23 protein-coding genes are annotated in these 24,951 nt (G+C 66.3%); 10 read left to right on the forward strand and 13 right to left on the reverse strand.

The genetic code is table 11. From position 1 onward, the window contains the following. Positions 1-149: 149 nt before the first annotated feature. On the forward strand, positions 150-1,436 hold the full coding sequence (hflX, locus tag LAQ74_RS06370) for a GTPase HflX (protein WP_425498513.1): 1,287 nt from the start codon (positions 150-152) through the stop codon (positions 1,434-1,436). A 112-nt stretch (positions 1,437-1,548) separates the two neighbouring features. Then, positions 1,549-2,874 (forward strand): 5'-deoxyadenosine deaminase, encoded by a 1,326-nt coding sequence (locus LAQ74_RS06375; protein ID WP_224336226.1) that lies wholly within the window; start codon positions 1,549-1,551, stop codon positions 2,872-2,874. A 165-nt stretch (positions 2,875-3,039) separates the two neighbouring features. Here the strand turns inward: LAQ74_RS06375 and moaC are convergent, their stop codons facing one another. Further along, a complete protein-coding gene (gene moaC, locus LAQ74_RS06380) occupies positions 3,040-3,681 on the reverse strand; it encodes a cyclic pyranopterin monophosphate synthase MoaC (protein WP_425498514.1) in 642 nt (213 codons plus the stop codon). Continuing rightward, the gene (locus tag LAQ74_RS06385; RefSeq protein WP_255647771.1) at positions 3,678-5,126 is read right to left on the reverse strand and encodes an NAD(P)H-hydrate dehydratase; all 1,449 of its coding nucleotides are present in this window, start codon (positions 5,124-5,126) and stop codon (positions 3,678-3,680) included. The genes moaC and LAQ74_RS06385 overlap by 4 nt, the downstream gene beginning before the upstream one ends. 122 nt (positions 5,127-5,248) lie before the next feature. On the opposite strand from LAQ74_RS06385, the gene LAQ74_RS06390 reads away from it, so the two are divergent. From LAQ74_RS06390 to LAQ74_RS06405, 4 genes are all read left to right on the forward strand, one after another. Further along, positions 5,249-6,439, forward strand: a complete 1,191-nt coding sequence (locus LAQ74_RS06390; RefSeq protein WP_224336228.1) for an MFS transporter — start codon at positions 5,249-5,251, stop codon at positions 6,437-6,439. 102 nt (positions 6,440-6,541) lie between these two features. After that, entirely contained in the window at positions 6,542-7,144 is a 603-nt protein-coding gene (locus LAQ74_RS06395) for an ArsR/SmtB family transcription factor (RefSeq protein WP_224336230.1), read from the forward strand. Positions 7,145-7,203: 59 nt separating this feature from the next. Further along, positions 7,204-8,577, forward strand: coding sequence for a S8 family serine peptidase (locus LAQ74_RS06400; RefSeq protein ID WP_224336232.1), 1,374 nt, complete (start codon positions 7,204-7,206; stop codon positions 8,575-8,577). Between the two features lie 141 nt (positions 8,578-8,718). Next, entirely contained in the window at positions 8,719-11,049 is a 2,331-nt protein-coding gene (locus tag LAQ74_RS06405) for an ATP-dependent DNA helicase (protein WP_224336234.1), read from the forward strand. A 24-nt stretch (positions 11,050-11,073) separates the two neighbouring features. On the opposite strand, the gene LAQ74_RS06410 is transcribed toward LAQ74_RS06405, so the two are convergent. From LAQ74_RS06410 to LAQ74_RS06420, 3 genes are all read right to left on the reverse strand, one after another. Continuing rightward, the gene (locus tag LAQ74_RS06410) at positions 11,074-11,277 is read right to left on the reverse strand and encodes a DUF7576 family protein (protein WP_425498515.1); all 204 of its coding nucleotides are present in this window, start codon (positions 11,275-11,277) and stop codon (positions 11,074-11,076) included. Positions 11,278-11,339: 62 nt separating this feature from the next. Then, entirely contained in the window at positions 11,340-12,707 is a 1,368-nt protein-coding gene (locus LAQ74_RS06415) for a CRTAC1 family protein (protein ID WP_224336236.1), read from the reverse strand. A 116-nt stretch (positions 12,708-12,823) separates the two neighbouring features. After that, positions 12,824-13,270 carry a luciferase domain-containing protein gene (locus LAQ74_RS06420; RefSeq protein WP_224336238.1) on the reverse strand — a complete coding sequence of 149 codons (447 nt, stop codon included), beginning with the start codon at positions 13,268-13,270 and terminating at the stop codon, positions 12,824-12,826. A 173-nt stretch (positions 13,271-13,443) separates the two neighbouring features. On the opposite strand from LAQ74_RS06420, the gene LAQ74_RS20585 reads away from it, so the two are divergent. Beyond that, positions 13,444-13,692: a DUF7511 domain-containing protein gene (locus LAQ74_RS20585; RefSeq protein ID WP_425498523.1), complete on the forward strand. Its 249-nt coding sequence runs from the start codon at positions 13,444-13,446 to the stop codon at positions 13,690-13,692. Between the two features lie 55 nt (positions 13,693-13,747). On the opposite strand, the gene LAQ74_RS06425 is transcribed toward LAQ74_RS20585, so the two are convergent. The 4 genes from LAQ74_RS06425 to LAQ74_RS06440 form a co-directional block, all read right to left on the reverse strand. Further along, entirely contained in the window at positions 13,748-15,028 is a 1,281-nt protein-coding gene (locus tag LAQ74_RS06425) for an amidohydrolase (protein WP_224336240.1), read from the reverse strand. After that, positions 15,021-16,067 carry a threonine ammonia-lyase gene (locus tag LAQ74_RS06430; protein ID WP_224336242.1) on the reverse strand — a complete coding sequence of 349 codons (1,047 nt, stop codon included), beginning with the start codon at positions 16,065-16,067 and terminating at the stop codon, positions 15,021-15,023. The genes LAQ74_RS06425 and LAQ74_RS06430 overlap by 8 nt, the downstream gene beginning before the upstream one ends. A gap of 120 nt (positions 16,068-16,187) precedes the next feature. Then, positions 16,188-17,939, reverse strand: coding sequence for a DNA mismatch repair protein (locus tag LAQ74_RS06435; RefSeq protein WP_224336244.1), 1,752 nt, complete (start codon positions 17,937-17,939; stop codon positions 16,188-16,190). 61 nt (positions 17,940-18,000) lie between these two features. Continuing rightward, the gene (locus tag LAQ74_RS06440) at positions 18,001-18,240 is read right to left on the reverse strand and encodes a UPF0058 family protein (RefSeq protein ID WP_224336246.1); all 240 of its coding nucleotides are present in this window, start codon (positions 18,238-18,240) and stop codon (positions 18,001-18,003) included. Between the two features lie 340 nt (positions 18,241-18,580). On the opposite strand from LAQ74_RS06440, the gene LAQ74_RS06445 reads away from it, so the two are divergent. Then, a complete protein-coding gene (locus LAQ74_RS06445; protein ID WP_224336248.1) occupies positions 18,581-19,027 on the forward strand; it encodes an ester cyclase in 447 nt (148 codons plus the stop codon). 178 nt (positions 19,028-19,205) lie between these two features. Here the strand turns inward: LAQ74_RS06445 and LAQ74_RS06450 are convergent, their stop codons facing one another. Beyond that, positions 19,206-20,009, reverse strand: a complete 804-nt coding sequence (locus LAQ74_RS06450) for an N-acyl homoserine lactonase family protein (protein ID WP_224336250.1) — start codon at positions 20,007-20,009, stop codon at positions 19,206-19,208. 85 nt (positions 20,010-20,094) lie between these two features. On the opposite strand from LAQ74_RS06450, the gene LAQ74_RS06455 reads away from it, so the two are divergent. Further along, positions 20,095-20,430: a hypothetical protein gene (locus LAQ74_RS06455; protein WP_224336252.1), complete on the forward strand. Its 336-nt coding sequence runs from the start codon at positions 20,095-20,097 to the stop codon at positions 20,428-20,430. A gap of 63 nt (positions 20,431-20,493) precedes the next feature. After that, complete coding sequence (locus LAQ74_RS06460; RefSeq protein WP_224336254.1) at positions 20,494-21,789, forward strand: MFS transporter; 1,296 nt, start codon at positions 20,494-20,496, stop codon at positions 21,787-21,789. 3 nt (positions 21,790-21,792) lie between these two features. Here LAQ74_RS06460 and LAQ74_RS06465 read toward each other — a convergent pair whose 3' ends face one another. From LAQ74_RS06465 to LAQ74_RS06475, 3 genes are all read right to left on the reverse strand, one after another. Then, on the reverse strand, positions 21,793-22,920 hold the full coding sequence (locus tag LAQ74_RS06465) for a winged helix DNA-binding domain-containing protein (RefSeq protein ID WP_224336256.1): 1,128 nt from the start codon (positions 22,918-22,920) through the stop codon (positions 21,793-21,795). A gap of 113 nt (positions 22,921-23,033) precedes the next feature. Beyond that, on the reverse strand, positions 23,034-23,585 hold the full coding sequence (locus LAQ74_RS06470; RefSeq protein ID WP_224336258.1) for a hypothetical protein: 552 nt from the start codon (positions 23,583-23,585) through the stop codon (positions 23,034-23,036). A gap of 83 nt (positions 23,586-23,668) precedes the next feature. Next, on the reverse strand, positions 23,669-24,817 hold the full coding sequence (locus LAQ74_RS06475; RefSeq protein ID WP_224336260.1) for an acyl-CoA dehydrogenase family protein: 1,149 nt from the start codon (positions 24,815-24,817) through the stop codon (positions 23,669-23,671). Positions 24,818-24,951 lie beyond the last annotated feature (134 nt).

The raw sequence follows: 24,951 nt of genomic DNA on the forward strand, positions 1-24,951 counted from the left end.
GATACGTGTCTACTCGGCGAGACGAGAGACACTCTCCGAGTGCGACAGAAGGGGGGCCCAGAACCCAGGAAGGTTCAAAGGGACGCACGACATACACCCGCACATGCGAACCGAGGTGGAGAGCACCCATCCCTGAAGCCGGGACCGCCGTGGTCGCAAAGCGCGTCGACTCCGGGAGCGCGGACCTCGGAGAGATATCGGAACTGGCGCGCGCGGCCGGGTACAGCGTGGTCGGTGAACTGACACAGAGCCGCGAGGAGGACCCCGCTTACGAGTTCGGCGAGGGGAAAGTCGACGAACTCGCCGCGTTGGTCCGCCGCAGCGACGCGGATACGGTCATCATCGACAACAGGCTGGGACCGTATCAGACGTACAACATCGGGCAGAAACTCCCGGAGGGCGTCGAAGTTGTCGACCGATTCACGCTCATCCTCGACATCTTCGGCCAGCGCGCGCAGACGCGCAAAGCCCAACTCCAAGTCGAACTCGCGGAGTTGCGGTACGAACTCCCGCGCGCGGAGGCGAAGGCGAGTCTCGCCAAACGCGACGAACGTCCGGGGTTCATGGGTCTCGGTGAGTACGACGAGAGCCGCGAACAGGACATCAAAGCGCAGATCGCGAACATCAAGGGCGAACTGGACGCCATCGCCGACAAGGAGGAGACCCGGCGCGAGCAGCGCCGCGAGTCCGGCTTCGACCTCGTCGCGCTCGCGGGCTACACCAACGCCGGAAAGTCGACGCTTCTGCGACGACTGGCCGCCGAACTCGACGTCGACGAGAACGAGGACCTCCATCCGGATTTGGACGCGACCGCCGAGTCCGAGGACCGCCTGTTCACGACGCTCGGGACGACGACACGCCGCGCCGAAACAGGCAAGCGAAACGTCCTCCTGACGGACACCGTCGGCTTCGTCTCGAACCTGCCGCACTGGTTGGTCGAGTCGTTCAAGTCGACGCTCGACTCGGTGTACCGCGCCGACCTCGTGCTGTTGGTCGTCGACGCCTCCGAGTCCGTCGAGGAGATGCGCGAGAAACTCGTCACGAGTCACGACACGCTGTACGAGCGCAACGAAGCGCCCATCGTCACGGTGCTGAACAAGATAGACCGCATCGACGACGACGAACTCGAAGAGAAGAAAGCGGCGCTGACCGCGCTGGCACCGAACCCCGTGGCGGTGTCGGGCAAGACCGGCGAGAACGTCGAGGAGCTCAAAACGCGCGTTGAGGCAGAACTTCCGCCGTGGGAGCGCGAGCGGCTGATGATGCCGCTCGTCGACGAGACGATGAGCGTCGTCTCGTGGATTCACGACCACGGTCACGTCGAGACCGAGGAGTACGACGACGACCACGTTCTCGTCGAGTTCGAGGCGCGTCCCGCAATCGTCGAACAGGCACGGGCGAAAGCCGCCGACCTGACCGCCGTCGAGTCGGCCTGATTCGGCCTACGTCGGCCTGAGTCGGCACTCAGTCGCTCACGTTTCCAACCTGTCTACTGCAGCGACGAAACGGAGCTTTATTGTCGCGGCTTCCCCTCGATTGTCGGGGACAATGCTACTCTCTGGAACCGTCGTCGCCGACGCCGAGACCGTCATCGAAGACGGGGCGGTCGTCGTCGACGACGACCGCATCGTGGCCGTCGGCGAGCGGGCGAACCTCTCCGACCGCTACCCGGACCACGAGCGTAAATCGCACGACGTGCTGCTGCCGGGACTCGTCGGCGGTCACATCCACTCGGTGCAGTCGCTCGGCCGCGGCATCGCCGACGACACCTCGCTTCTCGACTGGCTGTTCGACTACGTCCTCCCGATGGAGGCGAACCTCGACGCCGACGGGATGCGCATCGCCGCCGACCTCGGCTACCTCGAACTCGTCGAGTCGGGGACGACGACGGCCATCGACCACCTCTCGGTCCGCCACGCCGAGGCGGCGTTCGAGGCCGCCGGCGAGGTGGGTATCCGCGGCCGAATCGGGAAAGTGCTCATGGACAAGGAGTCGCCGCCGGGACTCGCCGAGGACACGCAGGCCGCGCTCGACGAGACGGAGGAACTCATTCGGAGATACCACGGCTCGTTCGACGACCGCATCCGCTACGCCGTGACACCGCGCTTCGCGGTCAGTTGCACCGAGGAGTGTCTGCGCGGGTCGCGCGAACTCGCCGACCGCTACGACGGCGTCCGCATCCACACCCACGCCAGCGAGAACCGCGACGAGATAGCCGCCGTCGAGCGAGAGACGGGGATGCGAAACATCGAGTGGTTGGACGAAGTCGGCCTCACGGGAGACGACGTCATCCTCGCACATTGCGTCCACACCGACGAGTCCGAGCGCGAAATCCTCGCCGAAACGGGCACGCACGTCACCTACTGCCCCTCTTCGAACATGAAACTCGCCTCGGGTATCGCACCCATCGTCGACTACCTCGACCGCGGAATCAACGTCGCACTCGGCAACGACGGCCCGCCGTGCAACAACACACTCGACGCGTTCACGGAGATGCGGCAGGCGAGTCTCCTCCAGAAGGTGCAGACGCTCGACCCGACGACCACTCCTGCCAAAATCATCTTCGAGATGGCGACGCGCAACGGCGCGAAGGCCGCCGGGTTCGAGACGGTCGGGAAACTGAAAGAAGGCTGGAAAGCCGACATCGTCGGTCTCACGACCGACATCACGCGCGCGACGCCGCTGCACGACGTGCTCTCGCATCTCGTCTTCTCGGCGCACGGCGACGATGTGCAGTTCACGATGGTCGACGGCGAGGTGCTGTACGAGAACGGCGAACACGTCCGCGTCGACGCCGACGGAATCAGGGAGCAAGCGAACGAGTACGACATCACGAAAGAACGCCACGAGTGCGAACACGAGCATCCGGCGTAGTCGCGTCGAGTTATTTCCCGTTCGTTCCCGTCCCGAGCGTTTATCACCGAAGACGGAACCATCCCGCCGCGTGCGCTGAGTAGCGCCGCGATTCGGGCGAGGCGGGAGTACGGCGACCCGGTCGCGGAGCGGTCTGGAGAATGGTACGCTGTCTGTTCGCCCTCGCTACTCCAGCGTCCGCTTCTCCTTCGAGACGACTTGCACGCCTCGAATCGACGTCTCGGGGTACTGGCCGTCGTCGTCCTTCTCGGCGGCTTTGACCATGTCCCAGACGACGTTTAGCCCGGTTGTGACGCCTTCGAGCGCTTCCATTTCGCAGCCGGTTTTCCCGGTCGTCTCGACGGCGACAGTAAGTACTACCCCGTCGTCGCGCACGTCGAACTCGGTGTCGACGTTCGTGATAGGAATCTGGTGGCACATCGGAATCGTCTCCCACGTGTGTTTGACCGCCTGCACCGCGCCGACGCGGGCCGTCGCCAGCACGTCTCCCTTCTCGATTTCGTCGCCGCGAATCGCGTCGATGGTCGACTCGCTCAGTCGAATCTCTCCTCGGGCCTCGGCGCGGCGAGCGGTGTCCGGTTTCGCGCCGACGTTGACCATCTGGACGTTGCCTGTCTCGTCGGTGTGAGTCAGTTCCGAGCGACTGCGTTCGGTGTCGCTTTCGACGTCGGCTTCGACTTCAGTCTCGTCGTCTTCGCCGTCACTAGGGTCGGTGTGGTCGGCGGGATCGGTGCCGTCGGCAGAGTCGGTCGCATCCACGGGGCCGGTGTGGTCGGCGGGTCCGGCTGGCCGTCCTTTTTCGGTCATATCCCTTCAACCTCGCTGCCGCGGTTCATCGCTTTCGGTAGCCAGTCGGCGAGGTCCGTCGCGACGAGTCCGTAGCCACGCTCTTCGGCAGCGAGGTCGCCGGCGCGGCCGTTCGCCCACGCGGCGACGCAGGCGGCGTCGAAGGGGTCCTGCGTCGCCGCGAGCGCACTCGTGACGCCGGCGAGTACGTCGCCGGTGCCGCCGACGGTCATCCCGGCGTTCCCGGTTCGACTCGCTCGTGTCTGCTCGCCGTCGGATATCACGTCGTACGCGCCTTTCACGAGGAGCGTCTGTCCGAGTTCGGCCGCGAACTCCTCGACCAACTCGGCGCGCTCCTCCCAGTCGTCGGCCGTCTCGCCGCCCATCTTCTGCAGTTCGCCTTGGTGCGGCGTGCAGACCAGCGTCGCGCCGGTATCGACCTCGGGGACGACCTGCAGCGCGTCGGCGTCGACGACGGCGGTGCCGGCGAACTCGGAGAAGAACCGCCGGACTGCATCGAGCGTCTCGTCCGCGTCCCCGAGGCCCGGTCCGAGGACGACGGCGTCTTTGCTCTCGGCGCGACCGAGCAGTTCGTCGACGTGCTCCGGTCGGAGGTGGTCGCCGTCAAGCCCGTGGACGATGAAGTTCTCGCTGTAGCCGCGAACCGCGTCGGCGACGCTCTCGGGACACGCGACGTTCACGAGGTCCGCGCCCGCCCGGAGCACCGCCTGCGCCGACAGCGCGGGCGCGCCGGAGAACGGTCCGCCGCCGATAACGAGCACGTCGCCGTTGTCGCCTTTGTGACTCTCAGGGTCGCGAACGACGACGTTCAGGTCACCGGGACCGACGAACCGCTCAGCGGCCGCAGGAATCCCGATGTCGGCGACGGTGACCGTCGCGTCGAGGTCGGAGAGGCCGGGCTTGTCGTCGTGAAACGTTACGACGCGGTCGGCGTCGACGGCGACGCCCTCGGCCTCGCTGGTGTCGGCGTCGACGCCGGAGGGGACGTCGACGGCGAGCACCGTCGCGTCGCTGTCGTTTATGGCTCTCGCCGCCGACGCCTCGGGTTCGCGGAGTTCGCCCGTGACGCCGGTTCCGAGCATCGCGTCGACGACGAGGTCCGGGTCGTCGAGTGCCAACGTCTTCGAGTCACGGACGACCTTCGTGTCGTACTCCGCGCTCTGTAGCGCCGCCCAGTTCTCACGGGCGATGTCGGTCGAAACCGTCTCCGGGCGGCCGAGCAGGTGGACCGTCACGTCGTACGCCTTCAGAAACCGCGCGGCGACGAACGCGTCGCCGCCGTTGTTTCCGCGTCCGGCGACGATAGCCACCGACGCGCCGTCGTCGACGGCGTCGCGCACTTCGCGAGCGACGGCGTTCCCGCTCGACTCCATCAGTTGCTTCCGAGGGACGCCCAGCGCCTCGGCGTTCTCGTCGACGGCGGCCATCCGACGGGACGTTATCATGTCCCGACATTCGACGGCGCGGGCGAAAAACGATGGGGTCGACGACCCTCCGGTGAACCTTGGACCCCGTCGCCGTGTCCGCTTTCGCAACGCTTGACCCGGCGGCAGACGAACGTGCGGCAGTGACACGTCGCCTCTTCGGAACGCTCTGCGGGTTCGTCTTCCTCGTGAACTTCGGGCGGACGGCGTTCGCTCCGCTGGTCGAACCGCTGCAGGCGGCGTTCGGTGTCGGTCCGGCGGCCATCGGACTCGTCACGTCGCTCGTCTGGTTCGGTACGGCCGTCCCCCGGATTCCCGTCGGCTACCTCCTTACGCGCGTTTCACGCCACCGCGTCGTCTTGATGGCAGGCGTGCTATTGACTGCCGCCGCGGCGTTCTCCGCGACAGCGACGTCTGTGCTCGCGCTGCAGGCCGGGGCGTTCGTCATCGGAATCGCCTCCGGCGCGTACTTCGTCGCCGCAGTTCCGCTCGTCGGCGAACTGTATCCGAAAACCGTCGGACGTGCGGTCGGTATCCACGGCACGGCGAGTCAGGTCGCCGCCGTCGCCGCCCCCTCTGTCGTCGTCGGAGTGCTCTTCCTCGGCGAGTGGCGTCACGTGTTCTGGCTGCTCGCCGCGTGTACACTCCTGTTGACGCTCGTCCTCGTCACGACCGGACGGTCGCGCAGAACCGCCCCCTCGTCGGCCGGCGACGACCGAAACTTTCGGGAGGCGCTGTCGTACTGGCGCGTCATCCTCACCGGCGTCGCGATGGTCGGCGTCGTCGGGTTCGTCTGGCAGGGGCTGTTCAACTTCTACGTCCCGTACCTCACCGCGACGAAGGGGTTCACGCCGACGCAGGCCAGCACGATGCTGACCGTCGTCTTCGCCGCGGGCGTCCCCGCGTTCTGGTTCAGCGGCCGCCTCGCCGACCGCCTCCCGCACCTTCCCTACATCCTCGGCATCGTCGGCGCGTTCGGGGCGTGCCTACTCGTGCTGACGGCGGTGTCGGGGTTCCTCCCGGTGTTGATCGTGACGGCGACGCTAGGGTACGTCGTCCACAGTCTGTTTCCCGCACTCGACACGTACATACTCGGCGCGCTCCCGGCAGCGAGTCGCGGGAGTGCCTACGCCGTCTACAGCGGCGTCGCTCTCCTCATCGAGTCGGGAGGGAGCGGAACCGTCGGCGCGCTCACGGGCGCGGACGTTCCGTTCGACGCCGTGTTCCGACTGTTCGTCGCGGTTCTCGTCGTCGAACTCGCCGTCCTGCTCGCACTCTACTCGGCCGGACGACTGCCGGACGGCCGACGCAGCGTCGACGTGGCCGCCGACTGACACCGCGCTCCTCGTCGCCGTACAAACTGTCGGGTCGAGTGACTCGAACACGTAATCGAATCTGTCGAAGGGTTTACTAACCCGTCCATGGAATGAGAATCCATGTCAGGACTGCTCCCGTCCGACAGGAACACAGAGCGGGAAGCGCGGCCGCCCCGCGTCCTCTGGCTCGACGACGACGACGCGGAGCAACTCATCTCCTCGCTCTCCTCGGAGACCGCCCGCTCGATTCTCACGGAACTGTACGAGCGCGACGGGACAGCCTCGGAACTGTCTGACTCCGTCGACACCTCGCTGCAGAACGTCCGCCACCACCTCGGCAACCTGCAGGACGCCGGGTTGGTCGAAATCGTCGGCACCGAGTACTCGGTGAAAGGCCGCGAGATGAACGTGTACGGCCCGGCGGACGGTCCGCTCGTCGTCTGCGCCGGACAGACGGACGACCGCGCGTCCGTTCTCGACTCGCTGCGACGGTTCGTCGGTGTCACCGCGCTGCTGGCGGTCGGCGCGGCCCTCGTCCAGTGGCTGTTCGGCGCCGCGGTCGTCACCGACCTCGGTGGCCCCGAGACGGCCCCACGCGTCGGCGACAGCGTCGCGAACGGCGTCGGAGGGACCCTCGGCACGCTCTCGCCGGGGCTAGCGTTCGTCGCGGGCGGCGTGCTCGTCCTCGTCGCGATTCTCGCCTGGGAGGTCGTAGAACGGTGAACGACCGCAGGACTCGCGGTGACGAGGCCGGGGCGGGGTCGCCGTAGGGACCCCGAACGATGAGCCGTCGACTCTTGGCGTGTTTCCTCGTCGTCTGCGTCCTCGTTTCGGCGTCGAGTGCGCCGCTGGCCGGGTCGGTCGTCGCGACGGTGCCGTTACTGCCGGAGTCCGATTCGGTGACGACTGCCCCATACGGACAGGTGAGCCGAACCGGCGGGCATATCGTCTCCACCGAGCGTGTTCACGACCGAGGAATCACCGGCGACGGCGTCGCAGTCGGCGTCGTCGGGACGTCGTTCGACTCGGAGGCGGCGTCGATTCGGAGCCACGTCGCCGGTCACCGGCGCGCCGTCGAGCGGAGCACCGACGGCGGAGTCGCCGTCGGTCCGCGGCGAAGCGACGGACGACACGACACCGCCGTCGCCGCCGTCGTCGCCGAGACGGCTCCCGACACCGAGCTGTATCTCGCCGCTGTCGGCGACAATCCGACCCCCGAGGAGTACGAGCGAGCCGTCGAGTGGATGATGGCGAACGACGTGTCCATCGTCGTCGACGCCGGGAGCTACTTCTCCTCGGACCCGACGACGAACGGCCGGATAACCGCCGTCGCCGAGCGCGCGGCGTCGAACGGAACCCTCTTCGTCACCTCGGCGGGCAACTATGCGAACAGCCAGTGGGTCGGTGAGGGTCCGTCCGAGGGCTGGGTGAACTTCTCGAACGAGACGCAAGGAAACCGACTGGCCGGCGGCAACGTCACCCGGGGGACGGTCTCGCTGCGCCTCTCGTGGAACACGTCCGCCGACTACGACCTCTATCTGTACCGCGACCGCGGGGGCGGACCGGACCCAGTCGTCGCGAAGTCCGTCCGCCGGCAGAACGCCTCGAACGATAGCGCTCCCGACGACGCCAACGCCTCCGGAGAGTCGTGGGAAGCGATCGACGTATCGGTGCCGCACGGACGGTACTACGTCGCCGTCGACGCTCACAACGGCTCGAACGAGAGTCGGCTCAGACTGCTGTCGAGCCGGCAGTCGCTGGAACACACCGTCTCCAACGGGAGCGTCGTGGCCCCGGCGACGGGTGACGGAGTCGTCGCCGTGGGCGCCGTCGACGCCGACAGCGGTCGAGCGGCGCAGTATAGCTCTCGGAGCGACACGTTCGTCGACGTCTGGGGCCCCGCCAGCGTGCGAACCGAGTTTGGGTCGCTCGAAGGTACCTCCGCCGCAGCGCCCTACGTCGCCGGTACCGCGGCACTCGTCGCGTCGACGTCGTGCGAGGAGTCGATTCGCTCCGAGGAGATGGTCGAACTGCTCCGAGCGTCGGGGGCCGGTGACGACCGATACACGCCCGATTCGGTCCCGGTCGTCGAAGCGACGAGAGCCATAGAAACCGCCGAGAAGACCGGCGACGACGAGTGTCTCGTCGCCGGGTGACGTGGCATCGGTACGGCCGCGTCCACGGACTCCCCCTCGGCTTTTTGTACGAAGACGGGACCACTCACGAGCATCGTGTCGTCACCGAACTCGCAGCCGCCCTCCGACACCGATAAGCGTGCGCCCCGGCGAGAGTCGGGCGTGACCTGGCGCGAGGTGTTCGGACACGACGAGCCGTATCCCGAGCAGGCCGACGGTATCGAGACGGCCGTCGAGACGGCCGTCGACGGCGGGTTCACCGTCGTCGAAGGTGCCTGCGGAACTGGCAAGACGATGCTCGCGCTGACCGCCGGTATCGACCGAGTCCGGGACCCGGACTCGCCGTACGAACGCGTCGTCGTCCTCACCAGCGTCAAACAGCAACTCCGACAATTCGAAGACGACCTCCGGACCATCAACGCGAACCTCCCCGACGAGTGGCGGCCCGTCTCGGGGCTGACGCTCGTCGGCAAGTCCGACGTCTGCCCCTACAGCCGCGAGCGCGTCGCCGGCGTCGACGATTCGAACGTCTACGAGCGCTGCGAGGGCTTGCGCGAACGGACGAGAAACCTCGCGAGCGAGAGCGGGCCGACCACCGCGTCGGCGCTGACAGGCGAGGCGCGACGCGCCCAGACCGGCCTCGCCGACACCGGCGCGGGCGGTCCCTCCTACCTCCAGGCGGCGGGCGAACCGACGCCGTACCTCCCTGAGATGCCCGAGCACGGCGACACCGAGTTCTGCCCCTTCTACGCGCAGTTCCTCGACGACCTGCCCGAGGACGGCGACCCAGTCGAGGCAGTACCGTTCGACTTCGAGGACGCCGGACTGCTGGAACCCTCGGACCTCGTCTCGCTCTCGGCGGGCTTTGGCACCTGCCCTCACTCGACGATGGGTGCGGTACTTCCCCACGTGGAGGTCGTTCTCGGTAACTACTACCACGCGTTCGACCCGACGACGGTAGCGACCTTCACGGGCCCGTTGGTCGACGAGACGACGTTTCTCGTCTGCGACGAGGCGCACATGCTCGAACCCCGCGTCCGCGACCTGGTGAGTTCCGGCGTCGGCGACCGGAGCCTCCGCGACGCCGAGAACGAGGTGACGCGCGTCATCCAACCCGTCGAGTTCGACGAGGCCGGACAGGAGATGCGCGGGTCGACCGCCGACGCCGACCTCGTCCGCGGCGAACTGAAGAAGAGCGACGTGACGCTCCGCGAACTGAAGGAGACGCGCAACTTCCTCCGCGACCTCCGCGAGGAACTCGACCGCCGGGTAACCGCCCACCTTGACGGCGAGGTACCGGATTGGAGAGCGGACCTCACGAGACTGGACGACGCCGAAATCCCGCTCCGGGACCCCGAGGAACCCGGGGTCGACGAGATAACCGAGTGGGCCGAGGAGGCCGGATACGACGGCGGGACGTGGGTGCGCGCTCAGACGGTGGGAGCGGTCGTCGGTCGTATCCTGAACTCGGCGGAGGAGGACGACAAACAGCGGGCCGCGCCGGGCGTCGGCCGCGTGCTCGGCGAGTGGTACCGCTGCGACCACGAGCGCTACTTCCGCGAACTCGAACTGGAGCGGACGTGGGACGAGATGGAGCCACCGGACTCGTGGCGACGGGCGTACAACGCGCGCCTCGCGCTCTACAACTGCGTTCCCTCCGACGCCATCGGCGACCGCCTCGCCGAGTTCGGCGGCGGCGTGCTGATGAGCGCGACGCTCGCACCGATGGATATCTTCCGGACCGTCTCGGGACTCGACGCGCTCGCCGACTCGGGTCGGCCGGTCGAGGAGCGAACGTACGGGCTGACGTTCCCCGAGGCGAACCGTGCGAGTTTCGCCGTCGACGCACCGAAGTTCACCTACGCGAACCGCGGCGCACCGGACGAAGAGAACCCCACGCGGCAGGCGTACGCGGACGCCGTCTCGGAGGTCGCACGGTCGCCCGGCAACGTCCTCGTCGGGATGCCGAGTTACGGCGAGGCCGAGTGGATGGCCGGGGTGCTCGAACGCCGCGTTGACAAGCCCGTTCTCCTCGACGAGTCGAGCGACGACGGGACGACCGAGTCGCTGAAAGCCGAGTTCTTCGGCGGCGAGGGGAAGGTGCTCGTCACGAGTCTGCGAGGGACGTTGACCGAGGGCGTCGACTACCGAGGCGACCGCCTCTCGGCGGCGGTCGTCTGCGGCGTCCCGCTCGTCAACACGTCGAGCCCTCGGACGAAGGCGGTGAAGACGGCGTACGACCGCGCCTTCGACGGGTCGGGCTTCGAGACGGCACTGACGGTGCCGGCGGTCAGAAAAGCGCGGCAGGCAATCGGCCGCGTCATCCGCGGCGACGACGAGGTGGGGGTGCGCGTCTTCGTCGACGCGCGCTACGCTCGCGAGTCGTGGAACGGCGTGCGGGAGTACTTCCCCGACTACGAGCGCGAGGAGTTCCAGCCGGTAAGCCCGGACATGCTCGGCTTCGGACTGGAGCGGTTCTGGTCGAGTCGCTGAGCGGTTAGTCGTCGTAACGCCCGGTCAGTCGACGTCGTACGCTTCGCGGCAGTCGTCGCCACAGAAGTGGCGATGCTGGACCTCGCTCTCTTCGACCCACGCGACGACGCGGTGCGTCGACGACTGGAGAATCGTTTCGCCGCAGTTCGCACACTCGGGGGCGGTCTCCTCGTCTACGTCGTCGCCGAGCGGCGAAGTGGGTTCGACCATGTCGTCGCTGTAGGTCACCGGGACACTTTACCGCTGTCGTAGAAGCCTCTTCCGCCGACGCGTGTTCGTGATTTGGCGGCTCACCCGCCCGAGGGGTGGGCGACCGTCCGCTCGGTCCGCGGCGTCACGTCGTCGACGACGCGGACGCGGCCGTCGGGCCACCGCGTGATCAGGCGCGTCGGCGCCGCGTCTCCGAGGCCGAAGTGCGCGACCGGTTCCGCTTGGCTGTGGCCACCGCATCCCGCGTCGATGAGTCGCGACTGTGTACCGTCGGTCGTCTCCAACGTGACCGTCGCGCCGCGGGCGGGTGCGCCCGCCTCAGTAAGCGGTTTGGCTCTGAGCCAGTCGTCGTCGTTCGGCGCGGCGAACAGCGACAGCGGCTGCGACCCGGCCTCACCGTGGACGACCAGCAGTTCGAGGGTGCCGTCACCGTCGAAATCCGCGACCGTCACGCTGGTGCCCAGCCCTCTCGGTTCGAGCGCTTCGCCCGCGCTGACCCGTCGCCACGCGCCGTCGCTTCGGGTGAACAGGCGGTTCGGCGCACCGAGGGCGTTGACGAACAGTTCGAGCGACCCGTCGTTGTCGAAATCGGCGGCGACAACTGAACGAGTACGGGTCGGCTGGGTGAATTCTGGCGGGGCGACGTCGCGGAAGCGGTCGCCGGAGCGCGCGAACAGCCGGGTCGGCCCCTCCCAGTTGCCGCAGACGAACTCGCCGGTCGGCTCCGTCCCCGCACCGACGAACGAGAGACAGCGAGCGTCGCAGGAGGCGTCGGCGACGCCGCTTCGGGTAGCCACGTCCGTGAACTGGCCGCCATCGTTTCGCAGCAGCCGGTTCGGGCCGCGTTCGGTCGCCGCGAACACGTCCATCCGATCGGTGACGAGCGGGCCGCTCGCGAGCGCTCGAACGTCGGCGGCGACGTCCAACCCGACCGACTCGGCCATGTCGGTCACCTCCCGGTCGTCGCCGAGTTCGTAACACCGCATCGACGACCCGTTGCCCGCGACGAGCATCCCGTAGCGCCCGGTACCGTGGCGGTCGACGGCCGCGACCGACCAGCCGTTGCGTCGGTTACTCCGACCCGTGTTGACGTCGAGCGAGAAGGCGTCCGTCCACTCCGTGCCGTCGCAGTCGAAGAGGCGGTCGAGGGCCCCGTCGGTCCGACCGTAGCCGCCGGCGTTCTGGACGTACACCTCCTCGCGGCCGTCGCCGTCGAGGTCGGCGGCCGCGACGGCGATGCCGCGCCGCCGCTTGTCGGCGATGATGCCGGTGGCGATATCGACGAGCGCGCCACCGTCTCCCTCGCTCTCGTCCCACTGGAGGAGTTTGTTCGCACCGCTACTAGAGGTGACGTACGTGAGCGACCCCTGGGGACCGGCGGTGACCGCAGCGCCGTACCCCTTGAACGAGGGGGTGTCAGCGAGCAGGTCCGAACGCGCCTCGAACACATCTGTTTCAGCCGGTCCGGCTATAAGAGTGGACGGTCTCGGTTTCCGTCGTCAGGTTCAAAGCCGTCGTCGTCTTCGGGAATTCGGTGTGAGAGTCGGGTGGCGGCGTCTCCGCCTCAGTTCAGCACAGCGTCGAAAATCGCTCTCACGCGAGCACTCGGTGTCATCGAATCGAGTTCCCCGTCAATATCTATCTCGCCGAGCGACTCGGCGAACTCAGGACGTCGCCGGAGCGTCGCCACGTGGTAGAGATACGAGAGGCGAAGGAGCCACCGAGCGGCGTCAAGGTCGGCGTCGGTCCGAATCCGGAACGTCGTCCATCCCGAATCGGGGACGACGTGATGTTCGCTCGTCCTGCCCTCGTCGACTAGCGTGTCACGGAGCCGTTTCGGGTAGTTGATGTCGAGGATGCCGAATCGGTGAACGTGCCCGATTTCACGGGTGCCGAGCGTGAACTCGTTCCCGTCGAAGCGGTGCGGGGAGACGCCAACGCCGAGCCACGCCGAGGCGTCGGCGGTGAGTCGGTCGACGAGCTGTTCTCGTGTGGATGTGGTCGAACTCATACGGACGATACGCTGGCAGCCGAGATAACGGGCGCGTGAGATGGTGTTACTGCGTGCTACAGAACGCGAACGCGTCCGATTTCTGGGCCGTGAGAAACGCTCGGAGTTGCTCACCACCGGTATTGCTCACTATAGAGCGCTCTTAGCAGCGATTATGTACCCGACTGTGGGACATCCTCTCACCCGGTTACGGGGCACCTTTTCATGAGCCTGCACACGAGCGACGACCTGTCCGACGTTTCTCCCGCACACGACTCCCGGCTGGACGGCCGCGCGTTCGGCTCCACAGCGTCACGGTTCGGTACGAGAACGCTCCCGATCGGTGTACCATCTATCCCCGGGATACGCCCGCCGAAGAACGGGTAACCGTCTGGCTCACCGCCGACCTCAGCGCGTTCGTCGGTCTCGAAGCGAGGCGGTAACCCGGTTTCCTCAGTTCTCGCCGCGCCAACGCGCGTCCGACCAGCTACCGAACCGTCAGGAACTGAGCGTCGTCACCGTCTCGGAGATGACCTCCACACCGATGGCCAAACTTCGTTCGTCGACGTCGAACCTGCTCGAGTGATGTGGTGCAGGGTGGTCGGTACCGACGATTGCGTACGAGACCGTCCCACCCTGTTCCTCGACTGCCTTCATGAGGTATGTGGCGTCCTCGCTCGCTCCGAACTCACTCGTCTCCGTGACGTTCGTGACAGAACCATGTTTCCGTGCGACGTCGGCGATAGTCCTGCTGAACTCGAGGTCGCTGTCGGCTCGCGGCGCTTCGCCCGTGACCTCGAACTCGCCGACGCAGGAGTGCATTTCGGCGGCCGCGTCGATGATCCGTTCTGTCTCCCCGTGCAGGAACCCGAGGAGTTCGTTCGTTTCCCCCCGGACTTCGCCTTCGATACGCACCTCCTCCGCGATGATGTTCTGCGCAGTTCCGCCGTCGATACGGCCGACGTTGATTCGGGTCATCCCGTCGGCGTGACGGGGTATCGAGTACAGGTTCTGGACGGCTGTCGACGCCGCTTGCATGGCGTTGCGCCCCCGATTCGGATTCTTCCCCGAGTGGGCGGACTCGCCGTGGAATCGAGCCTCGAAGTTCGCGACGGCGAGCGGTTTCACGATTCCACCGACGACGTCTCCCGTCGGGTGACCCAGACCGACGTGGAGCCCGAGGAAGTAGTCGATGTCGTCGGTGTGCCGAGAGAGCGCCATCGGTTTTCCACCGCCGGCGCGCTCCTCGGCAGGCTGGAAGACGAGCTTGAACGTCCCGTCGAACTCGTCGCTCCGCTTCACGGCTTCGAACACGCCGAGCCCGATCGTAATATGCGCGTCGTGACCACAGGCGTGCATCACGCCTTCGTTCGTCGACCGAAACCCCTCGACGGAGGGTACGTGTTCCGAATCGTCCGCTTCCCGTTGAGGGAGCGCGTCGATATCGACGCGGAGAGCGACCGTCGGGCCGTCAGTCCCCTTCTCGAGGACCGCGATGGCCCCGGTGTGTCCGCCATCTGTCGATTCCAGGACGTCCGGCCGTGCTCCGGCGTCTGCGGCACTGTCGTGCCACTCCTGGAGCGTCGCGCTGTCCGGAAGGGCCATCCGATGTTCGCTCGCGTACGCCTCCGCTCCGATATGGAGTCGGTCGACGCCGATTCGTTCTACCTCGTCGACGATGCGACTCGTCGTGTAGTACTCACACCACGCGGGCTCCGGGTACCGGTGGAACTGCCGGCGAAGCTCACGCAATCGGTCCCGAACGGACTCGTCACTCATCGTCGAGTTCCCCAGCGTCAACGTCGGCGCCGAGCGCCCAATCTAACTTATCTCTGGAGATGTTTCGGCCGGACAGTTGGAGGACGACCGTCTTCCCGGCGAGTTCGTCGGCTGATTCCAACGCTCCCGCGACACTTGCGGCCCCAGCACCCTCGAGGAGGATATGCTCTCGTTCGACCATGGTTCGGACGGCCCTCCGTATCGCTTCGTCAGAGACGGTCAACATGTCCGTTAGCTTCTCGCCGAGAATCTCGGAGGTCAACGCGAACGGCACGCGCGACTGGAGTCCCTCCGCGAGGGTGTCCGCGCTCGGCTGAGGATCGAGGTGCCCCTCGTTCCACGCTCGGTACATCGCGTCCGCGTTAGACGACTGGACACCGACGACGTCCGCGTCCGCCACGTCACCGACGGTCAGACAGTACCCCGACGCACTACTCCCCCCGCCGATGGGACAGAAGACGGTGTCGATGTCCGGACGGTCGTCGAGAACCTCCAGTCCCGCCGTCCCGACGCCGGCGATGAGAAGTGGTTCGTTGGCCGAGTGGACGTACCGATACCCGTGCTCGCTGGCCTGTTTTTCGGCCCACTCTCGGGCGTCGTCGTAGTCGCGCCCCACCCTGTGAACCTCAGCGCCGAATCGCTCGATCGCCTCGACTTTGTCCTCGTTCGGCTCTCCGGGAACGGCGATCACGACGGGGATATCGAACGTCCGTCCGGCGTAGGCGACGGACTGGCCGTGGTTCCCCGTACTCGCCGCTATCAGCCCACGGTCGTGGAACTCGGGGTCGAGTTGGGAGCACAGATTGAGGCCCCCTCGAACTTTGAAGGCGCCCGTCGGGAGAGTATCGTCCCGCTTCAGATACACGTCTGCGTCCAGTTCACCGGAGAGGTACTGGCTTCGGACGAGCGGAGTCTTCGGGAGGTGGCGGTCGGTGACTCGTCGCGCTCTGAAGACGTCTCCGAGTGTTGGTGGTGTGAGATCGTGATAGGGAAATACTGTCGTTTCGTCAGGTGATTCTATTGGCTCATACGCAGTCATGCTCGGAATTGGTCCATCCGACCCATAACTGTGTTCCTCGTCTCGTGTCCTCTCGTAATCAGTTCGAGTTGGATCGCGCCCTCTTTCGAGTTCGATTGCACCCTCTTTCGAGTTCGACCGTCACTCCCGCCAGCGCGCGTCCGACAGCGTCTGCTGGACCGCCTCCTCGCCGACGGCCGCCGCGAGCGTCTGAAACCCCTGTCGCTCGACGTTGTCCTTCGCGTTCGCGACGAGTCGGGAGACGATGAACTCCGGCGTCGACTTGCCGACGGTGCCGAACCGCGGTTGGTAATCGACGCGGAGTTCCAGGTCGGGCGTCAACCCTTCCGCGAAGATACCGTCGATGCGCGCCGCCACCGGTAGCGGACTCAGGTCGTCGGCGAGGTGCGTGACGTAGACGCCGACGGCGTTTCTGTCGACGGTGAGGCCGACGAGCCCACCGAGCAAATCGGCCGCCCGCCCGGGTTCGGTGATGGCCTCGAACTCGTCGACGAGCATCAGCGTCCGCCCCTCGCCCGACAGCGGCGGGACGATGGATTTGAGCGTCGATTCGAGGACGCCGGCGTTGAAACTCGCGTGCCGCCGGTGGAAGACGACGGTGTCGAAGTCGCCGACCTGCGCGCGAGTCGCCGGCACGGGCAGGCCCATCGCGGCCAGCAGTGCCACCTGACACAGCGTCTCCAACAGCGTCGTCTTCCCGCCGGAGTTCGCGCCCGTCAGGACGGTCACGCGCTCGTCGGCGGGCGGTTGCGGGTCCGCCGAGAGCGTGTGGTGGCCGACGGCGTAGGTGACGGGTTGGACGTCGTCGTCCAAGAAGAGGTGGCGCGCGTCGACGGCGGCGACGCCGAACGGTTGGCCGTCGCGTCCGCCCAGTTCCGGTCGGACGAGGTCGTGTGTGTCGGCAAAGCGGGCCAAAGAGAGCGCGAACGCGCTGTCTTCGACCGCGCTCACGGCGGCGTCGATGTCGTCGCGGGCGGCCTCGATGGTCTCTCTGAGGTCGGCGGCGACGCTGGCCTCGCGCTCGTCGACCCGCTCGCGGAGGTCCGCGGCGAGCGTCCGGAGCGTGGTACTGACGAAATCCGCGGCGTCGACGGGGTCGTCCGCCGCCGCGCCGAGCACGTCCTCGCGCGAGAGTTCGGTCTCGGCGGCGACGTAGTCCGCAACCGCGTGCTCGAAGTCGTCGAGGTTACGCGCGCCCGCCTCCCGCACGGTTTCGAGCAGGTCGAACGCGCCGGATTCGAGGCGCTCGGCGGCTTCCAGCCGCTCGCGGAGGCGGTCGAGTTTCTCGTCCGCGCCTTCGAGCACGTCGTCACCCTCGACGTAGCCGAGCGCGCCCACGGCCTCCGAGAGCGCGTCCTCGTCGGCGTCGGCAAGCGGCGCGAACGGTCCCACATCGAGGCCGATGTCGCGCAAGGCAAGCGCGGTTTCGACGGCGGCGCGTTCCGTTCCGCCCGCCTCGTCGTAGGCGGCGAACGCCGCGAGCACGTCGTCTCGGGCGGCGTCGTCCAGCTCGGCCCACGCCTCGCGGGCGGCCTCGATCTCGTCGAGTCGCGCCTCGCGGGCGGAGCGCTCCGGCAGCGGCGTCAGCACGCGGATTCGGTCCCCTGCGTGGCGCGTCACCGCGTGTTCGCCCGCCAGCGAGAGCAACTCGTCGTAGACGGAGCGGGCGTCTCTCGTCCCGAGCGTCGCCATCCCGGCGTCGCCGTTGGCCCGCCGGAGGATGCGCGTCGCGCGTCCGGCGGGGATTCCTGCTTCGGTCAACGCCCGCACGTCGGCGGATTCGATGGCGTCGACGGCGGCGGCGACGCCGAGCGCTTTTTGCAATCTGTCGCTCGTCTTCGGTCCGACTCCCCAGTACTCCTGCAGTCGCATGGTCGTGGCTGAGGCGGACGCGTCTTAGTGGTTACTCGTTCGCCGCCGCAAAAATCCGACCTCAGTCGAACGCGACGGTCGATTCTCTCGTCGCGTCCGACACCGAGAGCGAGGCGAGAATGTGCGCTAGCGTCGTCACCGCCTCCTCGTGGTCGGCGCGCGACGCCTGCAGCGACATCGGCGTCACGCCGAGTTCGCGGTACGGTTCGAAGTCCGCTCGCGTCGCTGCGCCACGTCGGACGTACTCTTGGCCGAGGAGGACGAGCAGGGAGTGGAACTGGACGAGTTCCTGCTTTTTCATTGCGAGTGTTCTTCGGGCTGAAGCCGGGTAAGCGCCACGGTGGGGCGAATTACGAGCGTAGTCGTCACGGTAATCCGATCGAGATATCCAGAGAGATGTCTGAATAGACATTCGGATATCTCGATGGTTTTGACTTCATCGAATCTATATTCTATTGATAGTTTTACGAAGCGCTGCTGAATAGAGAGGATGCATTCAGCGCACGACGTGTACCATCTCCGCGCGACCAAACTCCCACGGAGTTAGCCCTCGACAGGACAACTAGTTCCCTCGGTAGCTGTCATTTCGGTCGTGCCAGCTCGTTTTTCCCCCTCGGGAGGGTATTTTTCGAGTGATGACTGTGGCTATTTTAGACGAGAACAAAGAAACTGTCCGCCGGTACTACAAAGAGGTCGTGGAAGCCGGCCATACGGAACTGCTCACCGAACTGATCGCCGAGGACGTCGTCAACCACAATCCGTTATCCGACGAGTCGCTCACAGCCGAGGAGGCGCGGGGATTCGAGGGGTTCCGCCGCCACGTTGAGGTATTTCAGGAGGCCTTCCCCGACAGAACGTTCAGTATCGAGGACCTGATCGCCGAGGGAGATAGCGTTTCGGCCCGGCTCAGGTTCGAAGGAACGCACGAAGGACGGTTCGCTGGAATCGAACCCACCGGGAACCGGATATCGGGGTCCTCAATGGCGTTTTACCGCATCGAAGACGGGAAGATCGTCGAACGGTGGTACGAGACTGACAATTTGGAGTTGTTCAAGCAACTGGACGCCATCGAACGACACGCCCAGTAACGTCTCACCTCCTTTCTCCTCTATGAGAGTTATAACCAACCGCTCAGTAAGCCCGATTAGCACGGTCTTGGTCTCGACGGACCGCACTCGGTAAGCGCCCTGTATTCACCACGCCATCTCTGTCACGGGTTGCGGACTTCGACAGAGCCACCGATTCCGACTGCTACGACGGGCCGGGCTATCGGTTCCACCCGCCGCCGAACGACTCGAACCGTTCGAGGTCGTGGCCGTACAGCACGTCCGCGTCGTGGCGACGCTGGAGTTCCTTGAGGAGTTGGAGGCTGTCGAACCAGTCGCGCTCGCTCCACAGCAAGCCCGGACCGAGCGGGACTTCGTCGGTGTAGTTGGCGTCGACGTAACACTCGTCGCCCGCGATGAGTACTGTTTCGTCGGGGAGGTCTATCTTCGCGCCCATCACGCCGGGCGTGTGGCCGGGGAGGTGGAGCAGTTCGAAACCCTCGAACAAGGTGGTGCGGTGGCGGTGAACGATCTCCCAGTTGAGGTCGTAGTCGAAGTCCGAGGCGAGATAGGCGATAGAGCCCTCCGTCGTCTTCGCGCTGTAGTAGGCGAACTTCAGTTCCTCCTCGTGGACGTATACCGGAACGTCGGTACCCGCGAAGTTGTACAGGCCGCCCGCGTGGTCGAGGTGGAGGTGGCTCATCACGACGGCGTCGATGTCCGAGAGCGCGTAGCCGGCGGCGTCGAGGTCGGATTCGAGATCGTGCTCTGCGGCGTCGTGGTGTTCGAACGCCCCGTACAGCGGCGCGGGCCAGTAGCCGTCGCCAGCCTCGGGGTGCGACCCGGTGTCCCACAGCACCGTCGCCTCGGGGTGGTCGACGACGGCGTTCCAGACGACGAACTCGGTCATCTCGTGGTCGGGGTTCGGGTTGTCGGCGCGTCCCATCGCGTAGCCGTCGACGACGTAGTTCGTGTCCGCGCGGACGCGCCCCCGGTCGAGCAGGTGGATGCTGGCGTCAACCATAGGGAGAGTAGGGTCGGCCCGGCGATAACTGTTCAGCACGCCGAGAGATGTAACGGCCAAACCCTTGCGCGTCGAATACGGAGATATGGACGACCCGACCGTCGCGGAGGAGTGGCCCGATCAACCGCTGACCGGCGAGGAGACCCGAGAACTGCTGGACGACGAGGTGACCGTCGTCCACGTGATGGACCACGACCCGGCGACGCGCGGCGTGATTCTCGGCGACGACGACCCCGGCCCGGACGAGGCCATCATCGAACTCGTGCTCGAAACCGACGACGAGTACCGGATGTACAGCTACACGCGCGACAACGAGGGCGCGCGCTGGATGGACTACGGCACCGAGCAGAAGGGAACCGAGGGAGACGAACAGATGCGAACCACGTTGGAGAGCTACCGGGTGTTCGCGTCCGCAGGGTGAGAGCTCGCGGAAACGCGGGCCGCCACCGAACCGTTCAGGAGGGTCGCCGGAGAACCGCTCGTCGTGCGAACCCCCTCGCTGGACGCCGTGCGCGGCTTCCGTCGCCCGGTCTACCTCGTCGCGCTCGGCCAACTCGTCAACCTGTTCGGCTCCGGCCTCGTCTACCCCTTCGCGACGGTCCACTTCCACCTCGAAGTCGGCATCTCGCTCGGCGTCGTCGGCTTCGGCCTCCTCTGCAACAACGTCGCCACCGCGGTCGGCACCGCAGTAGGCGGCTTCGCGGCCGATAGCGTGGGACGGAAGCCGGTGATGGTGACGAGCATGGCGCTGTCGACGGCGACGCTGACCGCCTACGCCGCGGTGACGAGTGCGACTGGATTCGTCGCCGTCGCGACGGCCGCGGGACTGACTTTAGGCCTGTTCCCGCCGGCGAGTCAGGCGATGATCGCTGACCTGACCGAGGGAAGCGAGCGCGACCGGGCGTTCGCGCTCCTCAAAGTCGCTAACAATGCCGGCTTCGGCCTCGGCTTCGTCGCCGGCGGCGTCCTCTACAGCATCGCGGAGTTGGCCGTCTTCGTCGCCGACGGCCTCACCTGCGGCGTCGTCGCCGTGTTGCTCTGGGCGACGCTGCCGCGCGTTCGGCGGGGCGATGAAGTCGACTCGGACGCGACGACCGACGCCACGTCGTCGCTCGCGGCGGCACTCTCCGACTGGCGACGTGCGGTCACCCGTCCGCGAATCGTCTTTCTCGCGCTGCTCAACGTCGGTTTCGCGGTGATGTACGCGCAGATGCAGGCGACGGTTCCGGTCGTCGCCACCGAGACGCTCGGTCTCACGTCCGCCGAACTCGGTACCTTGTACGTCCTCAACCCGCTCGTCATCGTCACGCTCCAACTGCCGCTCGTCGCCGCAGTCGGCGACTGGCGGCGCACGCGGGGGCTCCTCGTCTCGGCGGGTTTCTGGGCGGCGGCGATGCTCGCCGTCTGGGTCGTCGCGCTCGGGCCGCTCGTCGGTGTCTCGATTCCCGCGTTCGTCGGCGTCGCGCTCGTCGGCGCGTTCCTCGTGCTCAGGACGCTCGGCGAGATTCTGCACTCGCCGCTCGTCTCGTCGCTCGCTAGTGACATCTCTCCGGCGGCCGAGCGCGGGTCGGGGCTCTCGCTCGTCGAAATCGCGAAGCGACTCGGCTTCGGTATTGGCGCGGCGCTCGGCGGCGCGTTCTTCGACTTCGGTATCGGACACCTGCTCTGGCCCACGCTCGCGCTCGGCTGCGTGGGTCTCGCCGTCGGCGTGCTGGAGCTGGAGCGCCGGGTGACGCCCGCCGAAAACGGGGCGACGGGCGCGACGGCGACGGCTGATTGAGGCTCAGTCGACCAATCGGAGTTCGACTGCCGTGCCGAGAAATCGGCCGATCTCTTCGACTTCGGTCCGCAGCGGCACTTCGAGTTCGGGGTCGAACCGCTCGAAGGGGTCGACGACGACTGCGGGCGTCGCACGGGTGCGGTCGAGTTTCCACGTCCCACGCACTTCGCCGTCGACGACGAGCGTCGGTCGGATGATGCCTGCGCCCGGCCAGACAGACAACTCGTGTTCGCGTGGAATCGGGCGGTTCTCCTTCTCGTAGCCGAGCAGGAAGGAGTCGTAGCCGGGTAGCAAGTGAACGACGTTGCTCGGGACCGTTCCCGACTCGTACGCGTCGAGGTCCTCGGTGAGCATCTCGGCCGGTCGTCCGTCGATTCGCACCTCGGTCGTCTCGTCGGCGACGAGTCCCCACGCGAGTTTCACGTCGCGCACGTACAGCCCAGACCACGCCGCGAAGTCGTCCATCGACGCGGGCTGGAACGCCCGTAGGTATCGACGGGCGAGGTCGACTAACGCGACCTGTCTGTCCGGCGGGTCGTCGACAGATACCCACTGGTCGAGTAAATCGTACGCCATCTGTCCCTCCTTCGGAGCGACCTCGCAGAGGATGCCGAGCAGCGCGGCGCGGCGGACGAGAAAGTACGGCGCTTGGCTCTCGGGGTCGAGGTCGACGCCGCCCTCGCGGAGGCGGTGGGCGATTTCCGCCCGCGTCAGCGGCCCGTCCTCGCGGAGCGCGTCGCGAATCAGTTCCATCGCTCGGGCGATATCGCTCTCGTCGAGTCCCATCGATTCGAGTCGCTTCGGTTCCGGACCGCGCGACGCGAACGTCTCGCCGAACAGCGAGAGGTAGCGCGGAAGATCGGCGGCGGCGACGAGGTGGAACGTCCCGCGCATGCACCACGTTCTCACGACCGACCGCTCCTCGTACAGCGCGCGTTCGAGGTCCGCCTCGGTCAGCGATTCGCTTCGTGCGCGAACACCGAGCGCGGCCGCCGGTTTCTCTTGGGCCTGGAGGCCGCAGACCGACGCGAGCAGTTCCGGGGCGGACGTCTCGGCGTCGGCGCGCGGCGCGAGTCGTTGCGAGCGGAGGCGATAGCGAGCGGCGTCAGCGGCGGTGAGTTCAAGCGGCACGGTCTGAATCCTTCGTCGAACCGTCACGCAGTTCGCGTGTGACGTTCGACGGGGTCGGAACAACGCGACGTGACTAAACGTTTCGTTGCGTTCGTTGGTCGTGGCCGCTGAGTTCAGTCACGCGTCTCGGCGGTGACGGCGAGCGAGAATCCCCACTCGAATCGTCCGTCAGGCTGTTCGTCGGCTTTGGCTCCCGGAGAGTACTGTTCGTAGTGAGACTCGAACCTGTAGGTACCAATCTGAAACGGCTCACCGTTGTTCTCGGGGGAGTCCCAGACGTTTCGCTCTCTCTGTAGCGTTTCGTTCGGGTCGAGAGTCAGCGAATGGTACTTTGAATCTACCGCGAGGTTCTGGTTCGTGGGTCGAAGCGTGACATCGGAGGGAAAAGTCAGAAACCCATCACCAAGTAGTATCAATCCGGGGTCCTGTTCGATACTGTCGATAGCGCCGAACACCTTTTGATACGGTGTCGCCCAGTACTGCGCTCGTGACGATGTGTTCGTCACGCTAATCGAGATTCTAGGTGGACGCTCTGGGCCGATTTCGGACCTGACAACTTCGGCGTGCAGTTGTAGACCGAACTCGTCGGGAGAGGAGTCTACGTGCTCGACTCGAAGGAAGCGCCCCGAGAACGGTGGCTTCTCGTCGTCGTTCAGTCTAGTCACGAACTGTCCTTCGAGAGGGTTCGCCTTAGCCGTTCAGCGGCCGGTCGTCAACGGAGTAGGGCCGACTCGAACGACGTCTTCGCCTACCGCGACTGCCGGTAGATGAGGTTGCGCTGAATCTCGTTTGCGCCCTCGTAGATGACCGGGATGCGCACGTCGCGGTAGACGCGGGCGATGCGGCGGTCGGTCAGGATGGAGCGCCCGCCGTGCAGTTGCATCCCGCGCTCGGCGCAGAAGTTCGCGACTTCAGTCGACTTCGTCTTCGTCGCGGCGGCCCAGAAGCCGGCGTCCTCGTTGTCGGCGACCTTCTGCGCGGCGCGCCAGTTGAGCGCGCGGGCGGCCTCGAACTCCATGCGCATGTCCGCGAGAATGTGCTGGACGGCCTGGAACTCCGAGACGTTTCGGCCGAACGCCTCGCGGTCGTGGACGAACGACCACGCCTCTTCGATGGCCGCGGCGGCGAGACCGAGTCCGTGGCCGCCGACGGCGACGCGGCCGTGGTTGAAGAAGTCAGCGAGCATGTAGAAGCCGCCGCCCTCACTGCCGATGAGGTTCTCCTCGGGAACCACGCAGTCGTCGAAGACGATGTGGCCCTGCTTGGAGGCGCGCATCCCCATCTTCTCGGGGATGTGCTCGGCCTCGTAGCCGTCGGTGTCGGTCTCGACGATGAACATCGAGTAGTTCGAGTAGCGGTCGTCGGCGTTGCCGGTCTTCGCGTAGACGGTGAGCCACTCCGCCTCGACGGCGTTGCCGATCCAGTACTTCTCGCCGTTGAGGACGTAGCCGTCGTCGGTCTTCTCGGCGCTCGTCGTCATGCCCGCCATGTCCGACCCGGTGTCGGGTTCGGAGACGGCGAGGCCCGAGATCTGCTCGCACTCGGCGACGGGACGGAGGTACTCCTCTTTCTGCTCCTCGCTCCCGTAATGCTCGACGATTTCACAGCCGAAACTCGCGAGCATGAGGGTGAGACCGATACCGGCGTCGGCGCGGTAGAACTCCTCGGCCAGCGCGAGCACCTGATACATGTCGTACCCCTCGCCGCCGTACTCCTCGCCAATGTCCTGAGCGATGAGACCGGCGTCCTGGGCCGCTTCCAGAATCTCCCACGGGTAGTCGCCCGTGCGGAAGTACTCCTCGGCGTTCGGTTCGATGTGCTCCTCGGCGAACTCCCGGGCCGCCTGCTTGACCTCGCGGGCGTGTTCCGGGACGATGGTCTCGTCCAGAAGGTCCATACCGATACGTCAGTGGCACGTAGTAAAATAGCTCGTGGAACGGTAACTAACGGGCGTGAGGTTTACTCGGCGCGTCCGCGTCCAGCCGTTTATTCTGGACGACGAAGGTCTCAGGGAGAATCGTGCCGAGTGCG

The organism is Haloprofundus halobius (genome assembly GCF_020097835.1).
Classification (GTDB): domain Archaea; phylum Halobacteriota; class Halobacteria; order Halobacteriales; family Haloferacaceae; genus Haloprofundus; species Haloprofundus halobius.

What these genes read in the sequence shown, in the direction of transcription:
- LAQ74_RS06375 (WP_224336226.1), top strand. Translation starts at nt 1,549, where the DNA reads ATGCTACTCTCTGGAACCGTCGTCGCCGACGCCGAGACCGTCATCGAA.
- moaC (WP_425498514.1), bottom strand. Translation starts at nt 3,681, where the DNA reads ATGACCGAAAAAGGACGGCCAGCCGGACCCGCCGACCACACCGGCCCC.
- LAQ74_RS06385 (WP_255647771.1), bottom strand. Translation starts at nt 5,126, where the DNA reads ATGATAACGTCCCGTCGGATGGCCGCCGTCGACGAGAACGCCGAGGCG.
- LAQ74_RS06395 (WP_224336230.1), top strand. Translation starts at nt 6,542, where the DNA reads ATGTCAGGACTGCTCCCGTCCGACAGGAACACAGAGCGGGAAGCGCGG.
- LAQ74_RS06400 (WP_224336232.1), top strand. Translation starts at nt 7,204, where the DNA reads ATGAGCCGTCGACTCTTGGCGTGTTTCCTCGTCGTCTGCGTCCTCGTT.
- LAQ74_RS06420 (WP_224336238.1), bottom strand. Translation starts at nt 13,270, where the DNA reads ATGAGTTCGACCACATCCACACGAGAACAGCTCGTCGACCGACTCACC.
- LAQ74_RS06425 (WP_224336240.1), bottom strand. Translation starts at nt 15,028, where the DNA reads ATGAGTGACGAGTCCGTTCGGGACCGATTGCGTGAGCTTCGCCGGCAG.
- LAQ74_RS06430 (WP_224336242.1), bottom strand. Translation starts at nt 16,067, where the DNA reads ATGACTGCGTATGAGCCAATAGAATCACCTGACGAAACGACAGTATTT.
- LAQ74_RS06435 (WP_224336244.1), bottom strand. Translation starts at nt 17,939, where the DNA reads ATGCGACTGCAGGAGTACTGGGGAGTCGGACCGAAGACGAGCGACAGA.
- LAQ74_RS06440 (WP_224336246.1), bottom strand. Translation starts at nt 18,240, where the DNA reads ATGAAAAAGCAGGAACTCGTCCAGTTCCACTCCCTGCTCGTCCTCCTC.
- LAQ74_RS06450 (WP_224336250.1), bottom strand. Translation starts at nt 20,009, where the DNA reads ATGGTTGACGCCAGCATCCACCTGCTCGACCGGGGGCGCGTCCGCGCG.
- LAQ74_RS06455 (WP_224336252.1), top strand. Translation starts at nt 20,095, where the DNA reads ATGGACGACCCGACCGTCGCGGAGGAGTGGCCCGATCAACCGCTGACC.
- LAQ74_RS06475 (WP_224336260.1), bottom strand. Translation starts at nt 24,817, where the DNA reads ATGGACCTTCTGGACGAGACCATCGTCCCGGAACACGCCCGCGAGGTC.